The sequence below is a fragment of the Klebsiella sp. PCX genome (assembly GCF_021869705.1).
GTDB classification, from domain to species: Bacteria; Pseudomonadota; Gammaproteobacteria; order Enterobacterales; family Enterobacteriaceae; genus Klebsiella; species Klebsiella quasipneumoniae.
The window spans coordinates 2,073,855-2,093,811 of record NZ_CP091527.1 but is presented as its reverse complement, the minus strand read 5'-3'; the positions used below and the strand labels follow the sequence as shown (position 1 = coordinate 2,093,811).

General features: G+C 58.2%; 17 protein-coding genes. 10 read left to right on the top strand and 7 right to left on the bottom strand.

The features are described from left to right. Positions 1 to 167: 167 nt before the first annotated feature. Positions 168 to 2,114, bottom strand: coding sequence for a DNA topoisomerase III (locus GQR96_RS09830; protein WP_023318003.1), 1,947 nt, complete (start codon positions 2,112 to 2,114; stop codon positions 168 to 170). 4 nt (positions 2,115 to 2,118) lie between these two features. Then, the gene (gene selD, locus GQR96_RS09825; protein ID WP_023318002.1) at positions 2,119 to 3,162 is read right to left on the bottom strand and encodes a selenide, water dikinase SelD; all 1,044 of its coding nucleotides are present in this window, start codon (positions 3,160 to 3,162) and stop codon (positions 2,119 to 2,121) included. 225 nt (positions 3,163 to 3,387) lie between these two features. Here selD and phoC point away from each other — a divergent pair, with 225 nt between their 5' ends. Continuing rightward, positions 3,388 to 4,134, top strand: a complete 747-nt coding sequence (gene phoC / locus GQR96_RS09820; RefSeq protein WP_004203793.1) for an acid phosphatase PhoC — start codon at positions 3,388 to 3,390, stop codon at positions 4,132 to 4,134. Positions 4,135 to 4,868: 734 nt separating this feature from the next. Here phoC and GQR96_RS09815 read toward each other — a convergent pair. After that, the gene (locus GQR96_RS09815; RefSeq protein WP_004176531.1) at positions 4,869 to 5,420 is read right to left on the bottom strand and encodes an NAD(P)H nitroreductase; all 552 of its coding nucleotides are present in this window, start codon (positions 5,418 to 5,420) and stop codon (positions 4,869 to 4,871) included. Between the two features lie 166 nt (positions 5,421 to 5,586). Between GQR96_RS09815 and sppA the strand changes: the two genes are divergently transcribed. The 5 genes from sppA (at position 5,587) to yajD (ending at position 11,178) form a co-directional block, all read left to right on the top strand. After that, positions 5,587 to 7,440 carry a signal peptide peptidase SppA gene (gene sppA, locus GQR96_RS09810; RefSeq protein WP_049117586.1) on the top strand — a complete coding sequence of 618 codons (1,854 nt, stop codon included), beginning with the start codon at positions 5,587 to 5,589 and terminating at the stop codon, positions 7,438 to 7,440. 138 nt (positions 7,441 to 7,578) lie between these two features. Further along, positions 7,579 to 8,598, top strand: a complete 1,020-nt coding sequence (gene ansA / locus GQR96_RS09805; RefSeq protein ID WP_004203791.1) for an asparaginase — start codon at positions 7,579 to 7,581, stop codon at positions 8,596 to 8,598. A gap of 9 nt (positions 8,599 to 8,607) precedes the next feature. Further along, positions 8,608 to 9,249 carry a bifunctional nicotinamidase/pyrazinamidase gene (gene pncA, locus GQR96_RS09800; RefSeq protein WP_004203790.1) on the top strand — a complete coding sequence of 214 codons (642 nt, stop codon included), beginning with the start codon at positions 8,608 to 8,610 and terminating at the stop codon, positions 9,247 to 9,249. Positions 9,250 to 9,419: 170 nt separating this feature from the next. Then, positions 9,420 to 10,673 carry a chitinase ChiD gene (locus tag GQR96_RS09795; RefSeq protein ID WP_004203789.1) on the top strand — a complete coding sequence of 418 codons (1,254 nt, stop codon included), beginning with the start codon at positions 9,420 to 9,422 and terminating at the stop codon, positions 10,671 to 10,673. Positions 10,674 to 10,833: 160 nt separating this feature from the next. Beyond that, a complete protein-coding gene (yajD, locus tag GQR96_RS09790; protein WP_002901254.1) occupies positions 10,834 to 11,178 on the top strand; it encodes an HNH nuclease YajD in 345 nt (114 codons plus the stop codon). A gap of 93 nt (positions 11,179 to 11,271) precedes the next feature. Here yajD and GQR96_RS09785 read toward each other — a convergent pair whose 3' ends face one another. Both GQR96_RS09785 and msrB read right to left on the bottom strand, forming a co-directional pair. Continuing rightward, on the bottom strand, positions 11,272 to 11,550 hold the full coding sequence (locus GQR96_RS09785; protein WP_004203787.1) for a YeaC family protein: 279 nt from the start codon (positions 11,548 to 11,550) through the stop codon (positions 11,272 to 11,274). Between the two features lie 43 nt (positions 11,551 to 11,593). Beyond that, positions 11,594 to 12,007, bottom strand: coding sequence for a peptide-methionine (R)-S-oxide reductase MsrB (gene msrB / locus GQR96_RS09780; protein WP_023317991.1), 414 nt, complete (start codon positions 12,005 to 12,007; stop codon positions 11,594 to 11,596). 338 nt (positions 12,008 to 12,345) lie between these two features. Here msrB and gapA point away from each other — a divergent pair, with 338 nt between their 5' ends. Together gapA and GQR96_RS09770 are read left to right on the top strand one after the other, a co-directional pair. Then, positions 12,346 to 13,341 carry a glyceraldehyde-3-phosphate dehydrogenase gene (gene gapA, locus GQR96_RS09775; RefSeq protein ID WP_004203784.1) on the top strand — a complete coding sequence of 332 codons (996 nt, stop codon included), beginning with the start codon at positions 12,346 to 12,348 and terminating at the stop codon, positions 13,339 to 13,341. A gap of 74 nt (positions 13,342 to 13,415) precedes the next feature. Further along, positions 13,416 to 14,300 carry a D-hexose-6-phosphate mutarotase gene (locus GQR96_RS09770; RefSeq protein ID WP_004203783.1) on the top strand — a complete coding sequence of 295 codons (885 nt, stop codon included), beginning with the start codon at positions 13,416 to 13,418 and terminating at the stop codon, positions 14,298 to 14,300. Between the two features lie 60 nt (positions 14,301 to 14,360). Here the strand turns inward: GQR96_RS09770 and GQR96_RS09765 are convergent, their stop codons facing one another. Then, positions 14,361 to 15,215 (bottom strand): aldo/keto reductase, encoded by an 855-nt coding sequence (locus GQR96_RS09765; protein ID WP_023317989.1) that lies wholly within the window; start codon positions 15,213 to 15,215, stop codon positions 14,361 to 14,363. Between the two features lie 91 nt (positions 15,216 to 15,306). Continuing rightward, a complete protein-coding gene (locus GQR96_RS09760) occupies positions 15,307 to 16,053 on the bottom strand; it encodes a MipA/OmpV family protein (protein WP_004203780.1) in 747 nt (248 codons plus the stop codon). Positions 16,054 to 16,469: 416 nt separating this feature from the next. Between GQR96_RS09760 and yeaG the strand changes: the two genes are divergently transcribed. Together yeaG and GQR96_RS09750 are read left to right on the top strand one after the other, a co-directional pair. Then, the gene (yeaG, locus tag GQR96_RS09755; protein ID WP_004203779.1) at positions 16,470 to 18,404 is read left to right on the top strand and encodes a protein kinase YeaG; all 1,935 of its coding nucleotides are present in this window, start codon (positions 16,470 to 16,472) and stop codon (positions 18,402 to 18,404) included. Between the two features lie 85 nt (positions 18,405 to 18,489). Further along, entirely contained in the window at positions 18,490 to 19,773 is a 1,284-nt protein-coding gene (locus GQR96_RS09750; RefSeq protein WP_012968476.1) for a YeaH/YhbH family protein, read from the top strand. Positions 19,774 to 19,957: the final 184 nt, after the last annotated feature.

The following is a 19,957-nucleotide window of genomic DNA, read 5'->3' as shown; positions in this document are numbered from 1 at the left end:
TTATCGCCTGTGAGAGAATTAAGCAAGGCATCGGGAAGAGCAATGGGCGCCCCCCGTTCTGCGGGGCGATCGTCCCCCCCTTCCCGGCTGTTTAGTGTAGACCATTGACCAGTCTGGCGGAGAAACGGCGGCCGTGGGGAATGACCTCCTCACGGCCGCCGGGCGGGTTATTGCGGCGGCGGCGCGGCATCCTCTGCCGCTTTTTTGCCTTTCGCTTTGCCTTTGCCTTTACTGAACGATTTTTTCGCCCCGCCCGGCGCCACCAGACCGCGGAACTGGCGCACCGGCGTGCTGCGCGCCTGCTCGATTAGCTGATACAGCGTGCCCACCAGCGGCTGCATAAAGTCCTGATAGCGGCACTGTTTCTCGCTGATTTGCGTCAATACCGACTCCCAGTGGGCGGTCATGTCCGGTCGACCGGCCATCTCCGGCAGGGAATGAATCAGCGCCCTTCCGGCCTCCGAGGAGTGGATATAGCGCCCCTTTTTAGTCAGGAAACCGCGCTTAAACAGCAGCTCGATAATCCCGGCGCGGGTTGCTTCGGTGCCGAGGCCGTCAGTAGCGCGGAGGATCTTCTTCAGATCTTTATCCTGCACGAAGCGGGCAATCCCGGTCATCGCCGACAGCAGCGTGGCGTCGGTAAAGTGGCGCGGCGGCTGCGTCTGGCGCTCCACCACTTCGCCCCTCTCGCACAGCAGTTCATCGCCTTTGGCCACCACCGGCAGCGGCGTGCCGTCGTTCTCTTCATCGCGCTCTTTGCTGCCAAGCAGCGTCCGCCAGCCCGCCTCGGCCAGAAAACGCGCTTTGGCGACAAACTTACCGTTGGCGATCTCGAGGTCAATCTGGCATTTACGGAACACCGCGTCCGGGCAGAACTGCATCAGATACTGGCGGGCGATCAGGGTGTAGACCTTCGCTTCGTTATCGGTGAGTTTGACCTGGCTGCTGCGGGCGGTCGGGATAATCGCATGGTGCGCGTCGACCTTTTTATCATCCCAGCAGCGGTTGCGGATCTCCGGATCCACCACCGGCTGCGGCAGCAGATCCGCCGCATGGACGGCAATCGCATTCAGCACCGCATGGCGGCCGGCGAAATGTTCTTCCGGCAGGTAGCGGCTGTCCGAACGCGGATAGGTGATGAGCTTGTGGGTTTCATACAGCTTCTGGCAGATATCCAGCACGTTTTGCGCGCTGAAGCCGAAACGTTTGGCCGCCTCAATCTGCAGCGCCGACAGCGAAAACGGCAGCGGCGCGGGTTCGGAATCGCGCTTATCGTTATAGCCTGTCACCAGCGCCGGCTGGCCTTCAATACGCTTAACCACGTGCTCGGCCAGCGGACGATGCAGCAAGCGCCCTTCTTCATCCTGGTAAGGTTCGCAGGCTTCGCTCGGCACCCAGGTCGCGACAAAGCGCTCCTCCTGCGGCGTGACGATATGCGCTTTGACATCGAAGAAGTCTTTGGCGACGAAGTTTTCAATCTCTTCATCGCGGCGCACCACCAGGCCGAGCACCGGGGTCTGCACCCGCCCCACGGAGAGCACCCCCTGATAGCCGGCGTTGCGCCCCAGCAGGGTATAGGCCCGGGTCATATTGATGCCGTACAGCCAGTCGGCGCGCGCCCGCGCCAGCGCCGACACGCAAAGCGGCACAAACTCGCTGTTAGCGCGCAGGCGGTTGATCGCCCGCTCAACCGCCTGCGGGTTGAGATCGTTTATCAGACAGCGCTGCACCTGCTGACGCTTCTCCGGCGCCAGCTGCAGGTAGTCGAGCACCTCATCCACCAGCAGCTGCCCCTCACGGTCGGGGTCGCCGGCGTGGATAACCTCCTCGGCCTCGCCGAGCAGGCGCTTGATGACATTCAGCTGTTTGGTGACCGAAGGTTTTGGCTGCAGCTGCCATTTCTCCGGCACAATTGGCAGATCGGTGAGATTCCAGCGGGCATAGCGGCTGTCATAGACGTCCGGCTGCGCCTGCTCCAGCAGGTGACCGATACACCAGGTGACCACCTGCCCGTTGCCGCACTCAATAAAGCCATCGCCTTTGCGATGCGGTTTAGGCAACACATCGGCGATAGCCCGACCGAGACTCGGTTTTTCTGCAATAAACAACCGCATCGAATCAACGGATCTCGATCATGGGTCGTCCGCCGCGGGCGGTCACCAGCTCGCCGATGGCGGCCAGCTTAATACCGAACTCCGCCGCGGCAGCCTGCACTTCCGCCTCCGCCTCCGGGGTCACCGCCAGCAGCAGACCGCCGGAGGTCTGCGGGTCGCAGAGCAGATCGCGCCACTCCGTCGGCATCTCGCCCATCAGATGGCCGTAGCTGGCAAAGTTGCGCCCGGTGCCGCCCGGCACCGCGCCGGCGGCGATATACTCCTCCACCCCCGGCAGTTTCGGGATATCGGCATAGCGCAGTTGCGCCTGCACGCCGGCTCCGCGGCACACTTCGCTGAGGTGGCCGAGCAGGCCAAAGCCGGTGACGTCGGTCATCGCCTTCACCCCGTCGATAGCGGCAAACGCGGCGCCGGCGAGGTTCATCTGGCACATGGTCTCCGTCGCCAGCCCCTGATGCTCCGGCTTGAGCAGCGATTTTTTCTCTGCGGTGGTCAGCACGCCGATCCCCAGCGGTTTGGTGAGATACAGTTTGCAGCCCGCCTGCGCGGTGCTGTTTTTCTTGATGCGCTCGGTGGGCACCACGCCGGTGACCGCCAGACCGAAGATCGGCTCCGGGGCGTCAATGGAGTGGCCGCCCGCCAGCGCGATCCCCGCCTGCTGACAGGCAAAGCGCCCGCCCTCCACCACTTCGCGGGCGATTTCCGGCGCCAGGGTGTTGATCGGCCAGCCGAGAATGGCAATCGCCATAATCGGTTTCCCGCCCATGGCGAAAATATCGCTGATGGCGTTGGTGGCGGCAATGCGGCCAAAGTCGAACGGATTATCGACAATCGGCATAAAAAAGTCGGTGGTGCTGACGATTGACGTGCCATTACCGAGATCGTAAACGGCGGCATCATCGCTGGTTTCGTTGCCGACAAGCAGGTTCGGGTCGACGAACTTCGCCTGCTCGCTATGCAGGATGGTTTCCAGCACTTTCGGGGAAATTTTACAACCACAACCGGCTCCGTGGCTGTATTGCGTTAAACGAATGGCTTGCTCGCTCATGGACATCTCCTGTCATTGCAATCCCGCTATGTTAGCGCCCAAACGCCAGGGTGGTAAGTACGACAGTCTGAAATCGCGTATGGTTGCTCATTAAGCAGACAAAAAGCCGTTTTTGCGAGACGCGGCAATTTTTTCCCGACCATTTTCACTTTTACTTAAAGATGACAGAAATGTGACAACACAGGACTGTCTTCTCTGGAATGATTATGACGTAAGGAAATTCTAATGAAAAAGCGTGTTCTTGCCCTTTGCCTGGCCAGTTTCTTCTCCGTTAACGCCTTCGCACTGGTTCCCCCCGGTAACGATGTCACCACCAAGCCCGATCTCTACTATCTGACCAATGCCCAGGCCATCGACAGCCTGGCGCTGTTGCCGCCGCCGCCGGCGGTGGGCAGTATCGCGTTCTTAAACGATCAGGCGATGTATGAGCAGGGGCGCCTGCTGCGCAACACCGAGCGCGGGAAGCTGGCGGCAGAGGATGCCAACCTCAGCGCGGGCGGCGTGGCTAACGCCTTCTCCAGCGCCTTTGGTTCGCCGATCACCGAAAAAGACGCGCCGCAGCTCCATAAGCTGCTGACCAATATGATTGAAGACGCCGGCGATCTGGCGACCCGCGGCGCGAAAGAGAAGTATATGCGCATTCGCCCGTTTGCCTTCTACGGCGTCTCCACCTGCAACACCACCGAGCAGGACAAGCTGGCGAAAAACGGCTCTTACCCGTCCGGGCATACCTCCATCGGCTGGGCCACCGCCCTGGTGCTGGCGGAGATCAACCCGCAGCGGCAGAACGAAATTTTGAAGCGCGGCTATGAGCTTGGCGAGAGCCGGGTGATCTGCGGCTATCACTGGCAGAGCGATGTCGATGCGGCGCGCATCGTCGGCTCCGCGGTGGTCGCCACGCTGCACACCAACCCGGCCTTCCAGCAGCAGTTGCAGAAAGCCAAAGACGAATTCGCCAAAACGCAGAAGTAACGTCATCGCCGCTGAACTCCCGGATACGGCGCCTGGCGCGCCTTGTCCGGGCGACAAATCGCGATTGATTCGAAGGGTAGGGTTTGAAGGCCGGGTCAGGCGCCAGCCGCCGCCCGGCATAAATGCGGCTCCGAGCTTGCTGCCGTCGCCCGGCGGCGCTGCGCTTGCGCGGCCAGCCGGACGGTTCCCTCTCCCTCCGGGAGAGGGCCAGGGTGAGGGGAAGCACTGCAGTGTGGTTGTTTATGTTATCTGTGGCTTCAGCGTAGTTTGCGCTCCCGGTTAATCGTCTGCGTTATGTCACTCATGGCGCCGGGAGCGCACAGGGGGCGGCCAGTCGCCGCCGCCCCCTGTACCCCCGGGCTCCGGCCAGCAAAATCGCCGCTGCGCGGTGCCTTCGACTTATCCCTGCAGGCTTCGGGTCGGGCCGAGGCAGCGTCCATGCAAAACACGGCCCTCAGCCCGCATCCATGCGGGCTGCCCCGGCCTTCCGGGAACGTCTCAGCGATTTTGAGGCCGCCAGCACCGGCAGTTTCAGCAAGAAAAGTGAATAAATTAACGACAGGTCGTACGAACGTAGGCCGGGTAAGGCGACAGCCGCCACCCGGCACAAAATCGGCTCCGTACCCGCTGTCCTTGCCCGGCGGCGCTGCGCTTGCGCGGGCCTATAGACAGTCAGAGCCGGATGCGTTGGCCGGGTAAGGCGCAAGCCGCAGCCCGGCATAACACCCGCTGACTCAGAATCGCGTCACAAACGGCGCGGTATCCGGCAGGGCAATGGTGGTTGAGGCTTTCAGCTGCGGCGTGCCCAGATAGAGGAAACCGACGATTTTATCCTGCTCGCGGCACTCGAAACCGGCGCGCACCACCGGGCTCTCGGTCAATGCTCCGCTGCGCCAGATGCCGTTGAATCCCTGAGCCAGGGCCGCCATCTGCATCGCCATCACCGCGCAGCCAGCGGACATCTCCTGCTCCCAGCGCGGCACCTTCGGGTGGTCTTCACAACGCGCCACGACGGTAATGATTAGCGGCGCGCGGAACGGCGCATTTCGGGCTTTCTCTATGCCCTTCTCATCCTGACCGGCCTCCCTGGCCCCCTTTTCCAGCAGCTGACTGAAGCGTTCGCGGCCGTCATCGGCGATAATGAAAAAGCGCCACGGCTGCAGGGTGCCATGATCCGGGGCGCGCAGCCCGGCGCGCAGAATGTTTTCCAGCTGTTCGCCGGCCGGGGCCGGTTCCGCCAGGCGGGAAGCGCTGCGGCGATTAAGCAGTAGGTCGAGAGCATCCATCTGTATAACTCCTGTGATGTCATTTTTCATAAAATTAACATGCACAAGGATTTTGTTACAGCGCGGTCGGTGATTCCTGCTGACAACCGACGGCTCACTCTTTAGGATAGCCAGACGCGGCGGCCCCTGCGGCCTGCCCATTTTTAGATAACGTTAGGGAGAAGACATGCGAACCCTTTGGCGACTGATTGCCAGCTTTTTTAAATGGACGTGGCGGATACTCAACTTTATTCGCAAACTGGCCCTCAATGCGATCTTCCTGGTACTGGTGCTGGTGTGTATCGGCATCTGGAGCCAGTTCAGCAGCACCACCAGCGAACATACCGCCCGCGGCGCGCTGCTCCTGGATATTACCGGCGTGGTGGTGGATAAACCTTCCGCCAGCAGCAAACTCGGCGTGATAGGCCGCCAGCTGTTTGGTGCCAGCTCGGACCGTTTGCAGGAGAATTCTCTGTTCGATATCGTGCAGACCATCCGTCAGGCGAAGGATGATCGTAATATCACCGGTATTGTGCTGGATCTGAAAAACTTCGTCGGCGGCGATCAGCCGTCCATGCAGTACATCGGTAAAGCGCTGCGCGAATTCCGCGACAGCGGCAAACCGGTCTATGCCGTCGGCAGCAGCTACAGCCAGGGCCAGTACTACCTGGCGAGCTTTGCCAACAAAATCTGGCTCTCGCCGCAGGGCGAGGTAGACCTCCACGGCTTCGCCACCAACGGGCTGTATTACAAGTCGCTGCTGGATAAGCTGAAAGTCTCCACCCATGTCTTCCGCGTCGGCACCTATAAATCCGCCGTCGAGCCTTTCATTCGCGATGACATGTCCCCTGCCGCCCGCGAAGCGGACAGCCGCTGGATTGGCGAACTGTGGCAGAACTACCTCAACACCATTGCCGCCAACCGGCAGATCACCGCCCAGCAGCTCTTCCCGGGCGCCCAGGGCATTATCGATGGCCTGCGTAAAGTGGGCGGCGATACGGCGAAATATGCGCTGGACAATAAGCTGGTGGATGAGCTGGCGACCTCCACGGAAGTGGAAAAAGCGCTGACCAAACAGTTTGGCTGGAGCAAAGCGGATAACAATTATCGGGCGATTAGCTATTACGACTACAACGTGAAGACGCCGTCTGACCAGGGTTCCGCTATCGCGGTGATCTTCGCCAACGGCGCCATCATGGACGGCGAGGAGACCCCGGGCAACGTCGGCGGCGACACCACCGCAGCGCAAATTCGCGATGCGCGCCTCGATCCGAAAATTAAGGCCATCGTTCTTCGCGTGAACAGCCCTGGCGGCAGCGTGACCGCCTCGGAAATCATTCGTGAAGAGCTGGCGGCAGCCAAAGCCGCGGGTAAACCGGTGGTCGTTTCAATGGGCGGCATGGCGGCGTCCGGCGGCTACTGGATCTCCACCCCCGCGGATTACATCGTGGCGAACCCAAGCACCCTCACCGGCTCCATTGGCATCTTTGGGGTGATCAACACCGTGGAAAATACCCTCGGGTCGATTGGCGTCCACACCGACGGCGTCGCCACGTCGCCGCTGGCGGATATCTCCAGCACCAAAGCGCTGCCGCCGGAAGTGCAGCAGCTGATGCAGTTGAGTATTGAGAACGGCTATCAGCGCTTTATCACCCTGGTGGCTAACGCCCGTAAGAGCACGCCGGAGAAAATCGACCAGATAGCCCAGGGCCACGTCTGGACCGGGGAAGATGCCAAAGCCAACGGTCTTGTCGACAGCCTCGGCGATTTCGACGACGCGGTGGCCAAGGCCGCCGAGCTGGCGAAGCTGAAAACCTGGCACCTTAACTACTATCAGGAAGAGCCAACCTTCTTCTCGATGGTGCTGGACAGCCTGACCGGCTCGGTACGCGCCTCGCTGCCGGCCGCCATTCAGGCCTGGCTGCCTGCGCCGGTGGCCGCGGCGGCCGAGACGGTGAAAGCGGAAAGCGACAAGCTGGCGGCGTTCAACGACCCGCAGAACCGCTATGCCTTCTGCCTGACCTGCGCCAACATTCGTTAATACGCAGCGGCTGCCCCGTATCACGGGGCAGCCTTTTTTCCGCACCTGCCAGCGTCGCCACAAAGCGAGCGGCCAACACTGTATTTTTTCCTCCGTCTCTTTATACTGCGCCTGTCTACGACCAACCTAAGCGATGCTATGCAAAAAAAATCGATTTACGTTGCCTACACCGGTGGGACCATCGGTATGCAGCGCTCCGAACACGGCTATGTACCCGTTTCCGGCCATCTGCAGCGTCAGCTGGCGCTGATGCCGGAGTTCCATCGTCCGGAGATGCCGGACTTCACGATCCATGAATACCATCCGCTGATGGATTCATCCGATATGACCCCTGAGGACTGGCAGCACATCGCCGACGATATCCGCAGCCATTACGCGGAGTATGATGGCTTTGTGATCCTCCACGGTACCGACACCATGGCGTTTACCGCCTCAGCGCTGTCGTTCATGCTGGAAAATCTCGGCAAACCGGTGATTGTGACAGGGTCACAAATCCCGCTGGCCGAGCTGCGTTCCGACGGCCAGATCAACCTGCTCAATGCCCTGTACGTCGCCGCCAACTATCCGATTAACGAAGTGGCGCTGTTCTTCAACAATCGACTGTTCCGCGGCAACCGTACCACTAAAGCCCATGCCGACGGCTTTGACGCCTTCGCCTCGCCCAACCTCGCGCCGCTGCTGGAGGCCGGGATCCATATTCGCCGTCTCGGTACCCCGCCGGCGCCGCAGGGCCGTGGGGAGCTGATTGTGCACCCCATCACCCCGCAGCCGATTGGCGTGGTGACGATTTACCCCGGCATCTCCGCCGACGTGGTGCGTAATTTCCTGCGCCAGCCGGTGAAAGCGCTGATCCTCCGCTCCTACGGCGTCGGCAATGCCCCGCAGAATGGCGAGTTTATTCAGGTGCTGGCGGAAGCCAGCCAGCGCGGCATTGTGGTGGTCAATCTGACGCAGTGTATGTCCGGCAAAGTGAACATGGGCGGCTATGCCACCGGCAATGCCCTCGCCCAGGCGGGAGTCATCAGTGGTTTCGATATGACGGTGGAAGCGACGCTGACCAAGCTACACTATCTGCTGAGCCAGCAGCTGGACGTTGACGCCATTCGCGCGGCGATGCAGCAGAATCTGCGTGGCGAACTGACCCCTGACGAAGCTTAAGGAGGACGTATGGCACATCGAGCGCTGTTACTGGTTGATTTGCAGAACGACTTCTGCGCCGGCGGCGCGCTGGCGGTTCCCGAAGGCGACAGCACCGTCGAGGTGGCCAACGCGCTTATCGACTGGAGCCTGGCGCGCGGCGAGCCCATCGTCGCCAGTCAGGACTGGCATCCGGCGGATCACGGCAGCTTCGCCAGCCAGCACCAGGTGGAGCCCTACACTGTGGGCGACCTGGACGGCCTGGCGCAAACTTTCTGGCCGGATCACTGCGTTCAGCACAGCGAAGGCGCGGCGCTGCATCCCCTGCTCAAGCAGCAGGCGATCGCCGCCGTGTTCCACAAAGGGCAAAACCGGGTCATCGACAGCTACAGCGCTTTTTTTGACAACGGTCACCGGCAGAAAACCGAACTGGACGGCTGGCTGCGTGGTCAGGGGATCGTGGAGCTGACCGTTCTCGGCCTCGCCACTGATTATTGCGTGAAGTTTACCGTGCTGGATGCTCTGGCGCTCGGCTACGCGGTCAACGTCATTACCGACGGCTGCCGCGGGGTGAACCTTCAGCCGCAGGACAGCAGCCAGGCGTTTATGGAGATGGCCGCCGCAGGCGCCACGCTCTATACCCTTGATGACTGGCGGGAAACCCACGCCTGATCCTTCACCCGGCGCTTCCGCGCCGGGTCTTCTTCTGCCGCTTCGTTATCGTCCATAAATTGAACTCTCTCGCAGTTTCAATAAGTTATTGCTGGTAGTCTGGCAAGGCTGTTTTTTCGCCACGCCATTTCCGTGGCGCGGTTATTTTTTTATGTCAAAGAGGAACCACTATGAAACGTTTGCCCTTGCTGGCAGCCTTGCCCCTGCTTTGCGCTTCCGCGCTCTCTGCCCAACCGCTGATGTCCGTCGGCTATTTCAACGGCGGCGGCGACGTCACTGCCGGGCCGGGCGGGGATATCGACAAGCTGGACGTCCGGCAGATCACCCATCTCAACTACTCGTTTGGCCTTATCTATAACGATGAAAAAGACGAGACCAATGCGGCCCTGAAGGATCCTGACCATCTGCACGAGATCTGGCTGTCGCCAAAGGTGCAGGCGGATCTGCAAAAGCTCCCTGCCCTGCGTAAACAGAACCCGGACCTCAAGGTCCTGCTGTCGGTCGGCGGCTGGGGGGCGCGCGGTTTCTCCGGCGCGGCGGCAAGCAAAGAAACCCGTAAGGTGTTTATTCAGTCTGCGCAGGAAATTGTTGAAAAATATGGTCTGGATGGGATTGACCTCGACTGGGAGTTTCCGGTCAACGGCGCGTGGGGGCTGGTTGCCAGTCAACCGGCCGATCGCGATAACTTCACCGCGCTGTTAAAAGAGCTGCGCGCAGCGTTTGGTACGAAGAAACTGGTTACTATTGCCGTGGGCGCCAACGCCGAGAGCCCGAAAAGCTGGGTGGATGTCAAAGCGGTGGCCCCGGTGCTGAACTACATCAACCTGATGACCTACGACATGGCCTACGGCACGCAGTACTTCAACTCGAACCTGTATGACTCCAGCCACTGGCCGACGGTCGCCGCGGCGGATAAATACAGCGCCGATTTTGTGGTCAACAATTACCTAGCCGCCGGGCTTAAACCCAGCCAGATGAACCTCGGGATTGGTTTTTATGGCCGGGTACCAAAACGGGCGGTCGAGCCGGGGATCGACTGGAGTAAAGCGGATGCGCAAAAGAACCCGGTCACCCAGCCCTATTTTGGTCCACAGCAGATCGCGCTGTTTGCCTCGCTGGGCTATGACCTGAGCAAAGACACCTACGTGAAATACAATGATATCGTGGGCAAATTGCTCAACGATCCGCAGAAACGCTTTACCGAGCACTGGGACGATGAGGCGAAAGTTCCGTGGCTGTCGGTGCAGTCCGCGGAGGGCAAGCCGCTGTTCGCCCTTTCCTATGAGAACCCGCGCTCGGTAGCCATCAAGGCGGACTACATCAAGGCGAAGGGCCTCGCCGGGGCGATGTTCTGGGAGTATGGCGCCGATGACCAGAACCAGCTGGCCCGCCAGCTGGCGGAATCCCTGGGGATCAAACACTAATCGCGGCTGTTTCGCCGCATCGCCGCCGCCGGGCGGCGTGACGCAGGCAGCATCGCCTGCAATGCAGGTATATCGCGCCGCCCGGGATAGGTTATGATGCCTGTTATCCGCTGCGCCAGGGGCTGGCGCAGCTTAACCGTTTGACAGGAGGCAGGGGGCCATGGCCTATATCCCCAAAAATTACGCACGTCTGGAAGTGGGTTATCGCGAAAAGGCGCTCAAGCTCTTTCCCTGGGTATGCGGACGCTGCTCGCGGGAGTTTGTCTACTCCAATCTGCGCGAGCTGACGGTGCACCATATCGATCACGACCACTCCAATAACCCGGAAGATGGCAGTAACTGGGAGATGTTGTGCCTCTACTGTCACGATCACGAACACTCCAAGTACACCGAAGCCGATCAGTATGGCTCCACGGTGGTGGCCGGCGAAGATGCACAAAAGAGCGTCGGCGAGGCCACCTACAATCCGTTTGCCGACCTGAAAGCGATGATGAACAAAAAGTAAGCAAAGCGGCTGACCGTCGAGCGCGGTCGTAGACGCTGACCCTTCCGGCGCCGGATCACCCGACGCCGGAACCTCTCCCCGCCGGCCGGCGGTTTATTGCAGCTTCACGGTGGCGATCGGCTTCGGCACGATACCGAAATCTTCCTTCAGCTGCTGTTTGCTCTTCATCACCATCTGCCCGCGAGTATCGATGGTCATATGCTGGGCGTCGGTGTTATACCGGGCCTGCCACAGCATCACCAGCTGCAGGCTATTTTCCTTCTGCTCCGGCGTCAGCGCCACGCCATCCGGCCATTTTCCCAGCTCCACCGCCGTCGCCAGACGCTGATACACTTCCGGGGTCATGCTGTCGATAATTTGCTCAATATCCATCTTCCGCTCATCTCCACCAGGAATAATTTGCTGAATCGTTTCTTCAACCCTTGATCTGCTCGCCGTTCTGCTCATCGGTGAAGCTGAGCGACGCCGAATTCACACAATAGCGCTCGCCGGTCGGCTGCGGGCCATCCGGAAACACGTGACCGAGGTGGGCATCACAATTTCCGCAGCGGATCTCAATGCGCTGCATGCCGTGGGAGCTGTCGTCCAGATAGCGAATGGCCTCTTCGCTTACCGGCTCGTAGAAGCTCGGCCAGCCGCAGCCGGAGTCGTACTTGCTCTGGGAGTTGAACAGCGGCGCATCGCACACCAGGCAGTGATACACGCCATTTTTCTTGTTGTGCAGCAGCCGTCCGGTGAAAGGCGGTTCGGTACCATGATGTTGGGTCACGTAAAACTGCATTTCGCTCAAGCCGTTTTTCAGCTCTTCCGGGGAGGGTTTATTTGCCATGGGCTTACATCTCGCTTTGCAATGGACAACTTTCGCCCCAATTCTAACAAAACATTAACAATGAAGCGTACACTTTTGTTCTAAACTTATCCGGTGCCCACAGGCAGCCAGATAATTGTGACTTAAATCACGTTTTTATCTTAAATGCCCTTTAAAATTCCGCGCGCAGCCCCCATATGGAATTGGGCTCAAAGGGAGAGTGAGGCAAATCAATCGCGCAAAGGTCTGCTCAGGATTGATTTGTCGCAATGATTGACACGATTCCGCTTGACGCTGCGTAAGGTTTTTGTAATTTTACAGGCAACCTTTTATTCACTAACAAATAGCTGGTGGAATATATGACTATCAAAGTAGGTATCAACGGTTTTGGCCGTATCGGTCGCATTGTTTTCCGTGCTGCTCAGAAACGTTCTGACATCGAGATCGTTGCAATCAACGACCTGTTAGACGCAGAGTACATGGCTTACATGCTGAAGTATGACTCCACTCACGGTCGTTTCGACGGCACCGTTGAAGTGAAAGACGGTCATCTGGTCGTTAACGGTAAAAAAATCCGTGTTACCGCTGAACGTGACCCGGCTAACCTGAAGTGGGACGAAGTTGGTGTTGACGTTGTTGCTGAAGCAACCGGTATCTTCCTGACCGACGAAACCGCTCGTAAACACATCACCGCTGGCGCGAAAAAAGTCGTTCTGACTGGCCCGTCCAAAGACAACACCCCGATGTTCGTTCGCGGCGCTAACTTCGACACTTACGCTGGCCAGGACATCGTTTCCAACGCATCCTGCACCACCAACTGCCTGGCGCCGCTGGCTAAAGTCATCAACGACAACTTCGGTATCGTTGAAGGCCTGATGACCACCGTCCACGCTACCACCGCTACCCAGAAAACCGTTGATGGCCCGTCTCACAAAGACTGGCGCGGCGGCCGCGGCGCAGCTCAGAACATCATCCCGTCCTCTACCGGCGCTGCTAAAGCAGTAGGTAAAGTACTGCCAGAACTGAACGGCAAACTGACCGGTATGGCGTTCCGCGTTCCGACTCCGAACGTATCCGTTGTTGACCTGACCGTTCGTCTGGAAAAAGCAGCGTCCTACGAAGAAATCAAGAAAGCTATCAAAGCCGCTTCTGAAGGCGCAATGAAAGGCGTTCTGGGTTACACCGAAGACGACGTTGTTTCTACCGACTTCAACGGCGAAGTTTGCACTTCCGTGTTCGATGCTAAAGCGGGTATCGCACTGAACGACAACTTCGTTAAACTGGTTTCCTGGTACGACAACGAAACTGGCTACTCCAACAAAGTTCTGGATCTGATTGCCCACATCTCCAAATAAGTTGAGATGAAAAAGTAATCTGTAAGAGCGACTTCGGTCGCTCTTTTTTTTGTCTGCAGAGATAGGATTGCACAATGATAAATAAAATTTTTGCTCTCCCGGTGAATGAAACCATTTCGCCCGTTATCTCCCGTCGCCAGCTGGACGACCTGGAGCTGATTGTCATCGACCATCCGCAGGTGAAAGCCTCTGTGGCGCTGCAGGGGGCGCATCTGCTCTCCTGGAAACCCGCCGGTGAAGAAGAAGTCCTGTGGCTGAGCAACAACACCCCGTTTAAACAGGGCGTCGCCCTGCGCGGCGGCGTGCCGATTTGCTGGCCCTGGTTTGGCCCATCGGCGCAGCAGGGCCTGCCGTCGCACGGCTTTGCCCGCAACCTGCCGTGGACCCTGGAAGGCCATGATGAAGACGACGGCGGCGTGATGTTGACCTTTGCGCTGCAGAACAGCGCCGAAACCATGAAGCTGTGGCCGCATGAGTTCACCCTCTATGCCCGCTTCAAGCTGGGCAAGACCTGCGAAATCGAGCTGGAAGCCCACGGCGAATTTGAGACCACCTCTGCCCTGCACAGCTACTTCAACGTCGGCGATATCGCGGCGGTGAAAGTGAGCGGTCTTGGCGAGCGCTATATCGATAAAGTGAAAAATGCCGAAGAAGGCGTTCTGAGCAACGGCGTGCAGACCTTCCCGGATCGTACCGACCGCGTCTATCTCGACGCCGAAGGCTGCAGCGTGATCCACGACGACGCGCTCAGCCGCACTATCGACGTGGTGCATCATCATCAGCACAACGTGGTGGCCTGGAACCCGGGCCCGGCGCTGTCCGTCAGCATGGGCGACATGCCGGACGATGGCTACAAAACCTTCGTGTGCGTCGAAACCTGCTGCGTGACCCAGCCGCAGAAAGCCAGTGAAGAGACCCCGTCTCGCCTGGCGCAAACCATCAGCGTGAAAAAACGCTAAGCGCAAAAAGCCCCGTTTATCACGGGGCTTTTTCTCTTCTCCACCAGGATGCGCTGTGGGTTAAACCATATCCAACCGGGTTTTCCGCGGCGGCGGTGGATAGAGGCGGTCCAGCTGCGCAAGCTCTTGCGGGCTGAGAACGAGATCAAGCGCGGCGGCATTCTGCACCACATGTTCAATACTGGCCGCTTTCGGGATCGCCAGCATTCCCGGATGACGAATCACCCAGGCCAGCAGCAGCTGCGCCACCGTCACGCCCCGCTCGTTAGCCATTTTGATGATATCGGTATGCTGAAAAAGTCCATCACGTAAGCGCCCCGCCTGCGCCAGCGGACAATAGGCCATCACCGGCAGGGTGTGCTGCTGGCACCAGGGCAGGAGATCGTATTCAATGCCCCGCGACGCGAGATGATAGAGCACCTGATTGGTGGCGCAGCGTTCGCCACCCGCCGTGCGCCACAGCGCCTGCATATCGTCGGTGTCCAGATTGGAGACGCCCCAGCGGCGGATTTTACCCTCGGCCACCAGCCTTTCCATCGCCTCGACCGTCTCCTCTAGCGGGATATCGCCCCGCCAGTGCAGGAGATACATATCCAGATAGTCGGTCTGCAGCCGGCGTAGACTGTTTTCACAGGCGCGGCGCATCGCCGCGCCGCCGGCGTGCCAGGGATAGACTTTGGAGACCAGCACCACCCGGTCGCGCAGGCCGCGGACCGCCTGGCCCACCACCTCCTCCGCCCCGCCGTCGGCATACATCTCAGCGGTATCGATTACCGTCAGGCCATGGTCGATGCCCGCGCGCAGTGCAGCCACCTCCTGCTGACGCTGCGCCGCGTTCTCGCCCATATACCAGGTCCCCAGCCCGATGGCCGGAACTGCCGCCTGCTCGCCAAAGCATACTGTTTTTTTCACCATCGTCTCCTCCTTAGCGCCCTGCACCACCATAAAGCAAAACAGGGCACGAAGCCCTGTTTTGATGCATAAAGCGCACTGTAATAATGCACAATCAGAAGGTGTAAGTGATCCCGGTTGAGATCAGACCGCTCCAGGATTTGTCCACCATCGGGCTATCGGTAATTTCATCCGACAGACGGGTGTAGCGCGCAATACCGTATACGCTCCAGTCGCCGAGGAAGCGATAGTTGGCCGACAGCTCCAGATACGGGTTCCAGCTGCTGTCCGGATCGTAGCTGCGCATGCCGCTGCGACGGGACTCATGCTGCGAGACGCCATAATAGTATTCGTTCTGATTGTCGCTGTTCCACTCCACGCCGATGCCCGGCGTCAGCGTCAGGTTCCCGTTGGTGTAGCGGTACAGCCAGGCGAGATCCCAGTTGATGCCGTTGCTGTTATCCAGCGTATCGCCGGCAATCGTCGTGCGCAGGAAACCATAGGGCGTGTTGTGGACATAAGAAAGACCGGCCATCACGGTCGATTTACGTTTATCCAGGCGACGCATTTGTTCGCTATCGCTGTCGCCCGGCTTGAAGTACATCGGCGACCAGTAAGCCGTTATCGACAGCTTATCATTGGTGTCATTCCACAGGTAGTAACCCCCACCCAGACCGTGGAACCAGAAGTTATCGCTCTCATAACTAATGACCGGCACCGGATACACATCCGCATCATACTGCTTGTACGGATGCTCAACGATGCCGACGCCAGCGCCAAGCGTGAACTTCCCATCGGCATGCGCCGCGCTGGCGGAGGTCGCAATCAGCACGCCGAGTGCCAGAAGTTTGATTTTAGTCACAATCCATATTCCCGTTGTCAAATAATCAGCCCGTGCAGTTTACCGTCGTAGGTCTCATGCCTCAAATTCTTTACCCGATATGACACAAATCGTTCACTTTCCCACCCTTCTCTTACCATCTGGTGACAGCCCGATGACAGCTTCACGTCCCGGCGAAGCAAAAAGCGTCTTTTTCAGGATGAGTTATTGATATGTCATTGAAATTGATTTTCTGCGTCATGCAAGATTTCTAAATGCATCTACGCTTAAATTTAGAAGGTGTAATTGCAGGGCACATTCACGCTACCCCACCCGCAACCTGGCATAAGGGTTGCTGGATACCAGGAGAGCGATGTTCAGCTTATGTCTTCCGGGGGCCCCCACTATTCATATGAACGGCTCTCAACCTGTGCTAAAAAACGAAAGGACGGCATGCCATGAATATATTCGATCACTATCGCCAGCGCTATGAAGCTGCCAAGGACGAAGAGTTCACACTGCAGGAGTTTCTTACCATCTGCCGGCAAGATCGCAGTGCCTATGCCAATGCGGCAGAACGTCTGTTGATGGCCATTGGTGAACCCGTCATGGTTGATACGGCTCTCGAGCCGCGGCTATCCCGTCTCTTTTCAAACCGGGTTATCGCACGCTATCCGGCGTTTGAAGAGTTTTACGGTATGGAAGACGCCATTGAGCAGATCGTTTCCTACCTCAAGCATGCCGCCCAGGGGCTGGAAGAGAAGAAACAGATCCTCTATCTGCTGGGACCGGTGGGCGGGGGTAAATCATCGCTGGCTGAACGGCTGAAAGCTCTGATGCAGCGCGTGCCTATCTATGTGCTGAGCGCCAACGGCGAGCGCAGCCCGGTTAACGATCACCCGCTGTGTCTGTTCAATCCGCAGGAGGATGCGCAGATCCTTCAGAAAGAGTATGGCGTCCCTACCCGCTATCTCGGCACTATTATGTCGCCATGGGCGGCCAAACGCCTGCATGAGTTTGGCGGCGATATCACGAAATTCCGCGTGGTCAAAGTCTGGCCATCGATTCTCGAACAGGTCGCCATCGCCAAAACCGAACCGGGCGATGAAAACAACCAGGATATTTCGGCGCTGGTGGGTAAAGTGGATATCCGCAAGCTGGAACACTATGCGCAGAACGACCCGGACGCCTACGGCTACTCCGGTGCTCTGTGCCGCGCCAACCAGGGGATCATGGAGTTCGTCGAGATGTTTAAAGCGCCGATCAAGGTGCTGCATCCGCTGCTGACCGCGACCCAGGAGGGTAACTACAACGGGACCGAAGGGATCTCCGCCCTGCCGTTTAACGGGATCATCCTTGCCCACTCTAACGAATCGGAATGGGTGACCTTCCGTAATAACAAAAACAATGAGGCCTTCCTCGACCGCGTCTATATCGTCAAAGTGCCTTATTGCCTGCGGATCTCCGAAGAGATCCGTATCTATGAAAAACTGCTCAACAGCAGCGAGTTGACTCATGCGCCATGCGCCCCGGGCACTCTGGAAACGCTGGCGCGCTTCTCGATTCTGTCGCGCCTGAAAGAGCCGGAAAACTCGAGCATCTACTCGAAAATGCGGGTCTATGACGGCGAGAGCCTGAAAGATACCGACCCGAAAGCGAAATCCTATCAGGAGTATCGCGACTATGCCGGGGTGGATGAAGGGATGAACGGGCTCTCCACCCGCTTCGCCTTTAAGATCCTCTCAAGGGTGTTTAACTTCGACCATGTTGAAGTGGCGGCCAACCCGGTGCATCTGTTCTATGTCCTGGAGCAGCAGATTGAGCGCGAACAGTTCCCGCAGGAGCAGGCCGAGCGCTATCTGGAGTTCCTCAAAGGCTATCTGATCCCGAAATACGCCGAGTTTATCGGCAAAGAGATCCAGACCGCCTATCTGGAATCCTACTCCGAGTATGGGCAGAACATTTTCGATCGCTATGTCACCTACGCTGACTTCTGGATCCAGGATCAGGAATATCGCGATCCGGACACCGGGCAGCTGTTTGACCGTGAATCGTTGAATGCCGAGCTGGAGAAAATTGAGAAGCCGGCCGGGATCAGCAACCCGAAAGACTTCCGTAATGAAATCGTCAACTTTGTGCTGCGCGCCAGAGCCAACAACAGCGGACGTAATCCGAACTGGACCAGCTATGAGAAACTGCGCACGGTTATTGAGAAGAAAATGTTCTCCAATACCGAAGAGCTGTTGCCGGTCATTTCGTTTAACGCCAAAACCTCAACCGATGAGCAGAAAAAACACGACGACTTTGTCGACCGCATGATGGAGAAAGGCTACACCCGCAAACAGGTTCGCCTGCTGTGCGAGTGGTACCTGCGGGTTCGTAAATCGTCCTGATGCGTCCAGCCCGGCGGTGCGCCGCCGGGTCAACTGCAGCTGAATGATGATAAGTAAAGTTGGCTAATGCAGTACAGGAGGGCATATGACCTGGTTCATAGACCGACGCCTGAACGGGAAAAACAAAAGCGCCGTCAATCGTCAGCGCTTTTTGCGCCGTTATAAGGCGCAGATTAAACAATCAATCTCCGAGGCCATCAACAAGCGCTCGGTGACCGATATTGAGAGCGGAGAATCCGTCTCGATCCCGACGGACGATATCAACGAGCCGATGTTTCATCAGGGTCGCGGCGGACTACGCAACCGCGTCCACCCGGGCAATGACCATTTCGTGCAAAACGATCGGATCGAACGCCCGCAAGGGGGCGGCGGGGGCGGTGGCGGCGGTCAGGGGCAAGCCAGCGCCGATGGCGAAGGGAAGGATGAGTTTGTCTTCCAGATTTCAAAAGATGAGTACCTGGATCTGCTGTTTGAAGATCTCGCCCTGCCGAACCTGAAGAAAAATCAGCACCGGCAGCTAAACGAGTTTAAAACCCATCGCGCGGGTTTTACCTCTAACGGGGTGCCGGCCAACATCAGCGTGGTGCGTTCGCTGCAGAACTCGCTGGCCCGTCGGACGGCGATGACCGCCGGCAAGCGCCGTGAACTGCGCGCTCTGGAGGAGGATCTGGAGACCATCAGCCGCAGCGAGCCGGTGCAGCTGCTGGAGGAGGAGCGCCTGCGCAAAGAGATTGCCGAGCTGCGGGCTAAAATTGAACGGGTGCCGTTTATCGACACCTTTGACTTACGCTACAAAAATTACGAAAAACGGCCGGAGCCCTCCAGCCAGGCGGTAATGTTCTGCCTGATGGACGTCTCAGGCTCGATGGACCAGGCCACCAAAGACATGGCCAAGCGCTTTTATATCCTGCTGTATTTGTTTCTCAGCCGGACCTATAAAAACGTCGATGTGGTCTATATCCGCCACCATACCCAGGCGAAAGAGGTGGATGAACACGAATTCTTCTATTCTCAGGAAACCGGCGGCACCATCGTTTCCAGCGCCCTCAAGCTGATGGATGAGGTGGTGCAGGCGCGTTATGACCCGGCGCAGTGGAACATCTACGCCGCCCAGGCGTCGGATGGCGACAACTGGGCCGATGACTCCCCACTGTGCCACGAACTGCTGGCGAAGAAAATTCTACCGGTGGTGCGTTATTACAGCTATATCGAAATTACCCGCCGGGCGCACCAGACCCTGTGGCGCGAGTATGAACACTTGCAGGCGACCTTTGATAATTTCGCCATGCAGCATATTCGCGACCAGGAGGACATCTACCCGGTATTCCGCGAACTGTTTCACAAGCAGTCCTCTAAAAGTGAAGCGTAGTTAAATAAAATCAGCCAGTTAGCGTCACCTGCTGGCTGATTTATTTTTTAAATGCTTTTATTTCTCTATTAATCAATACGCTCATTTTTTGTGCAGAATAGATGCAACTGCCTCATCGCAAAATGCTTCTTTCCCCCATGTTGTACATTCCAGGTACAAATCCCTAACCCTGTGTATTATAACT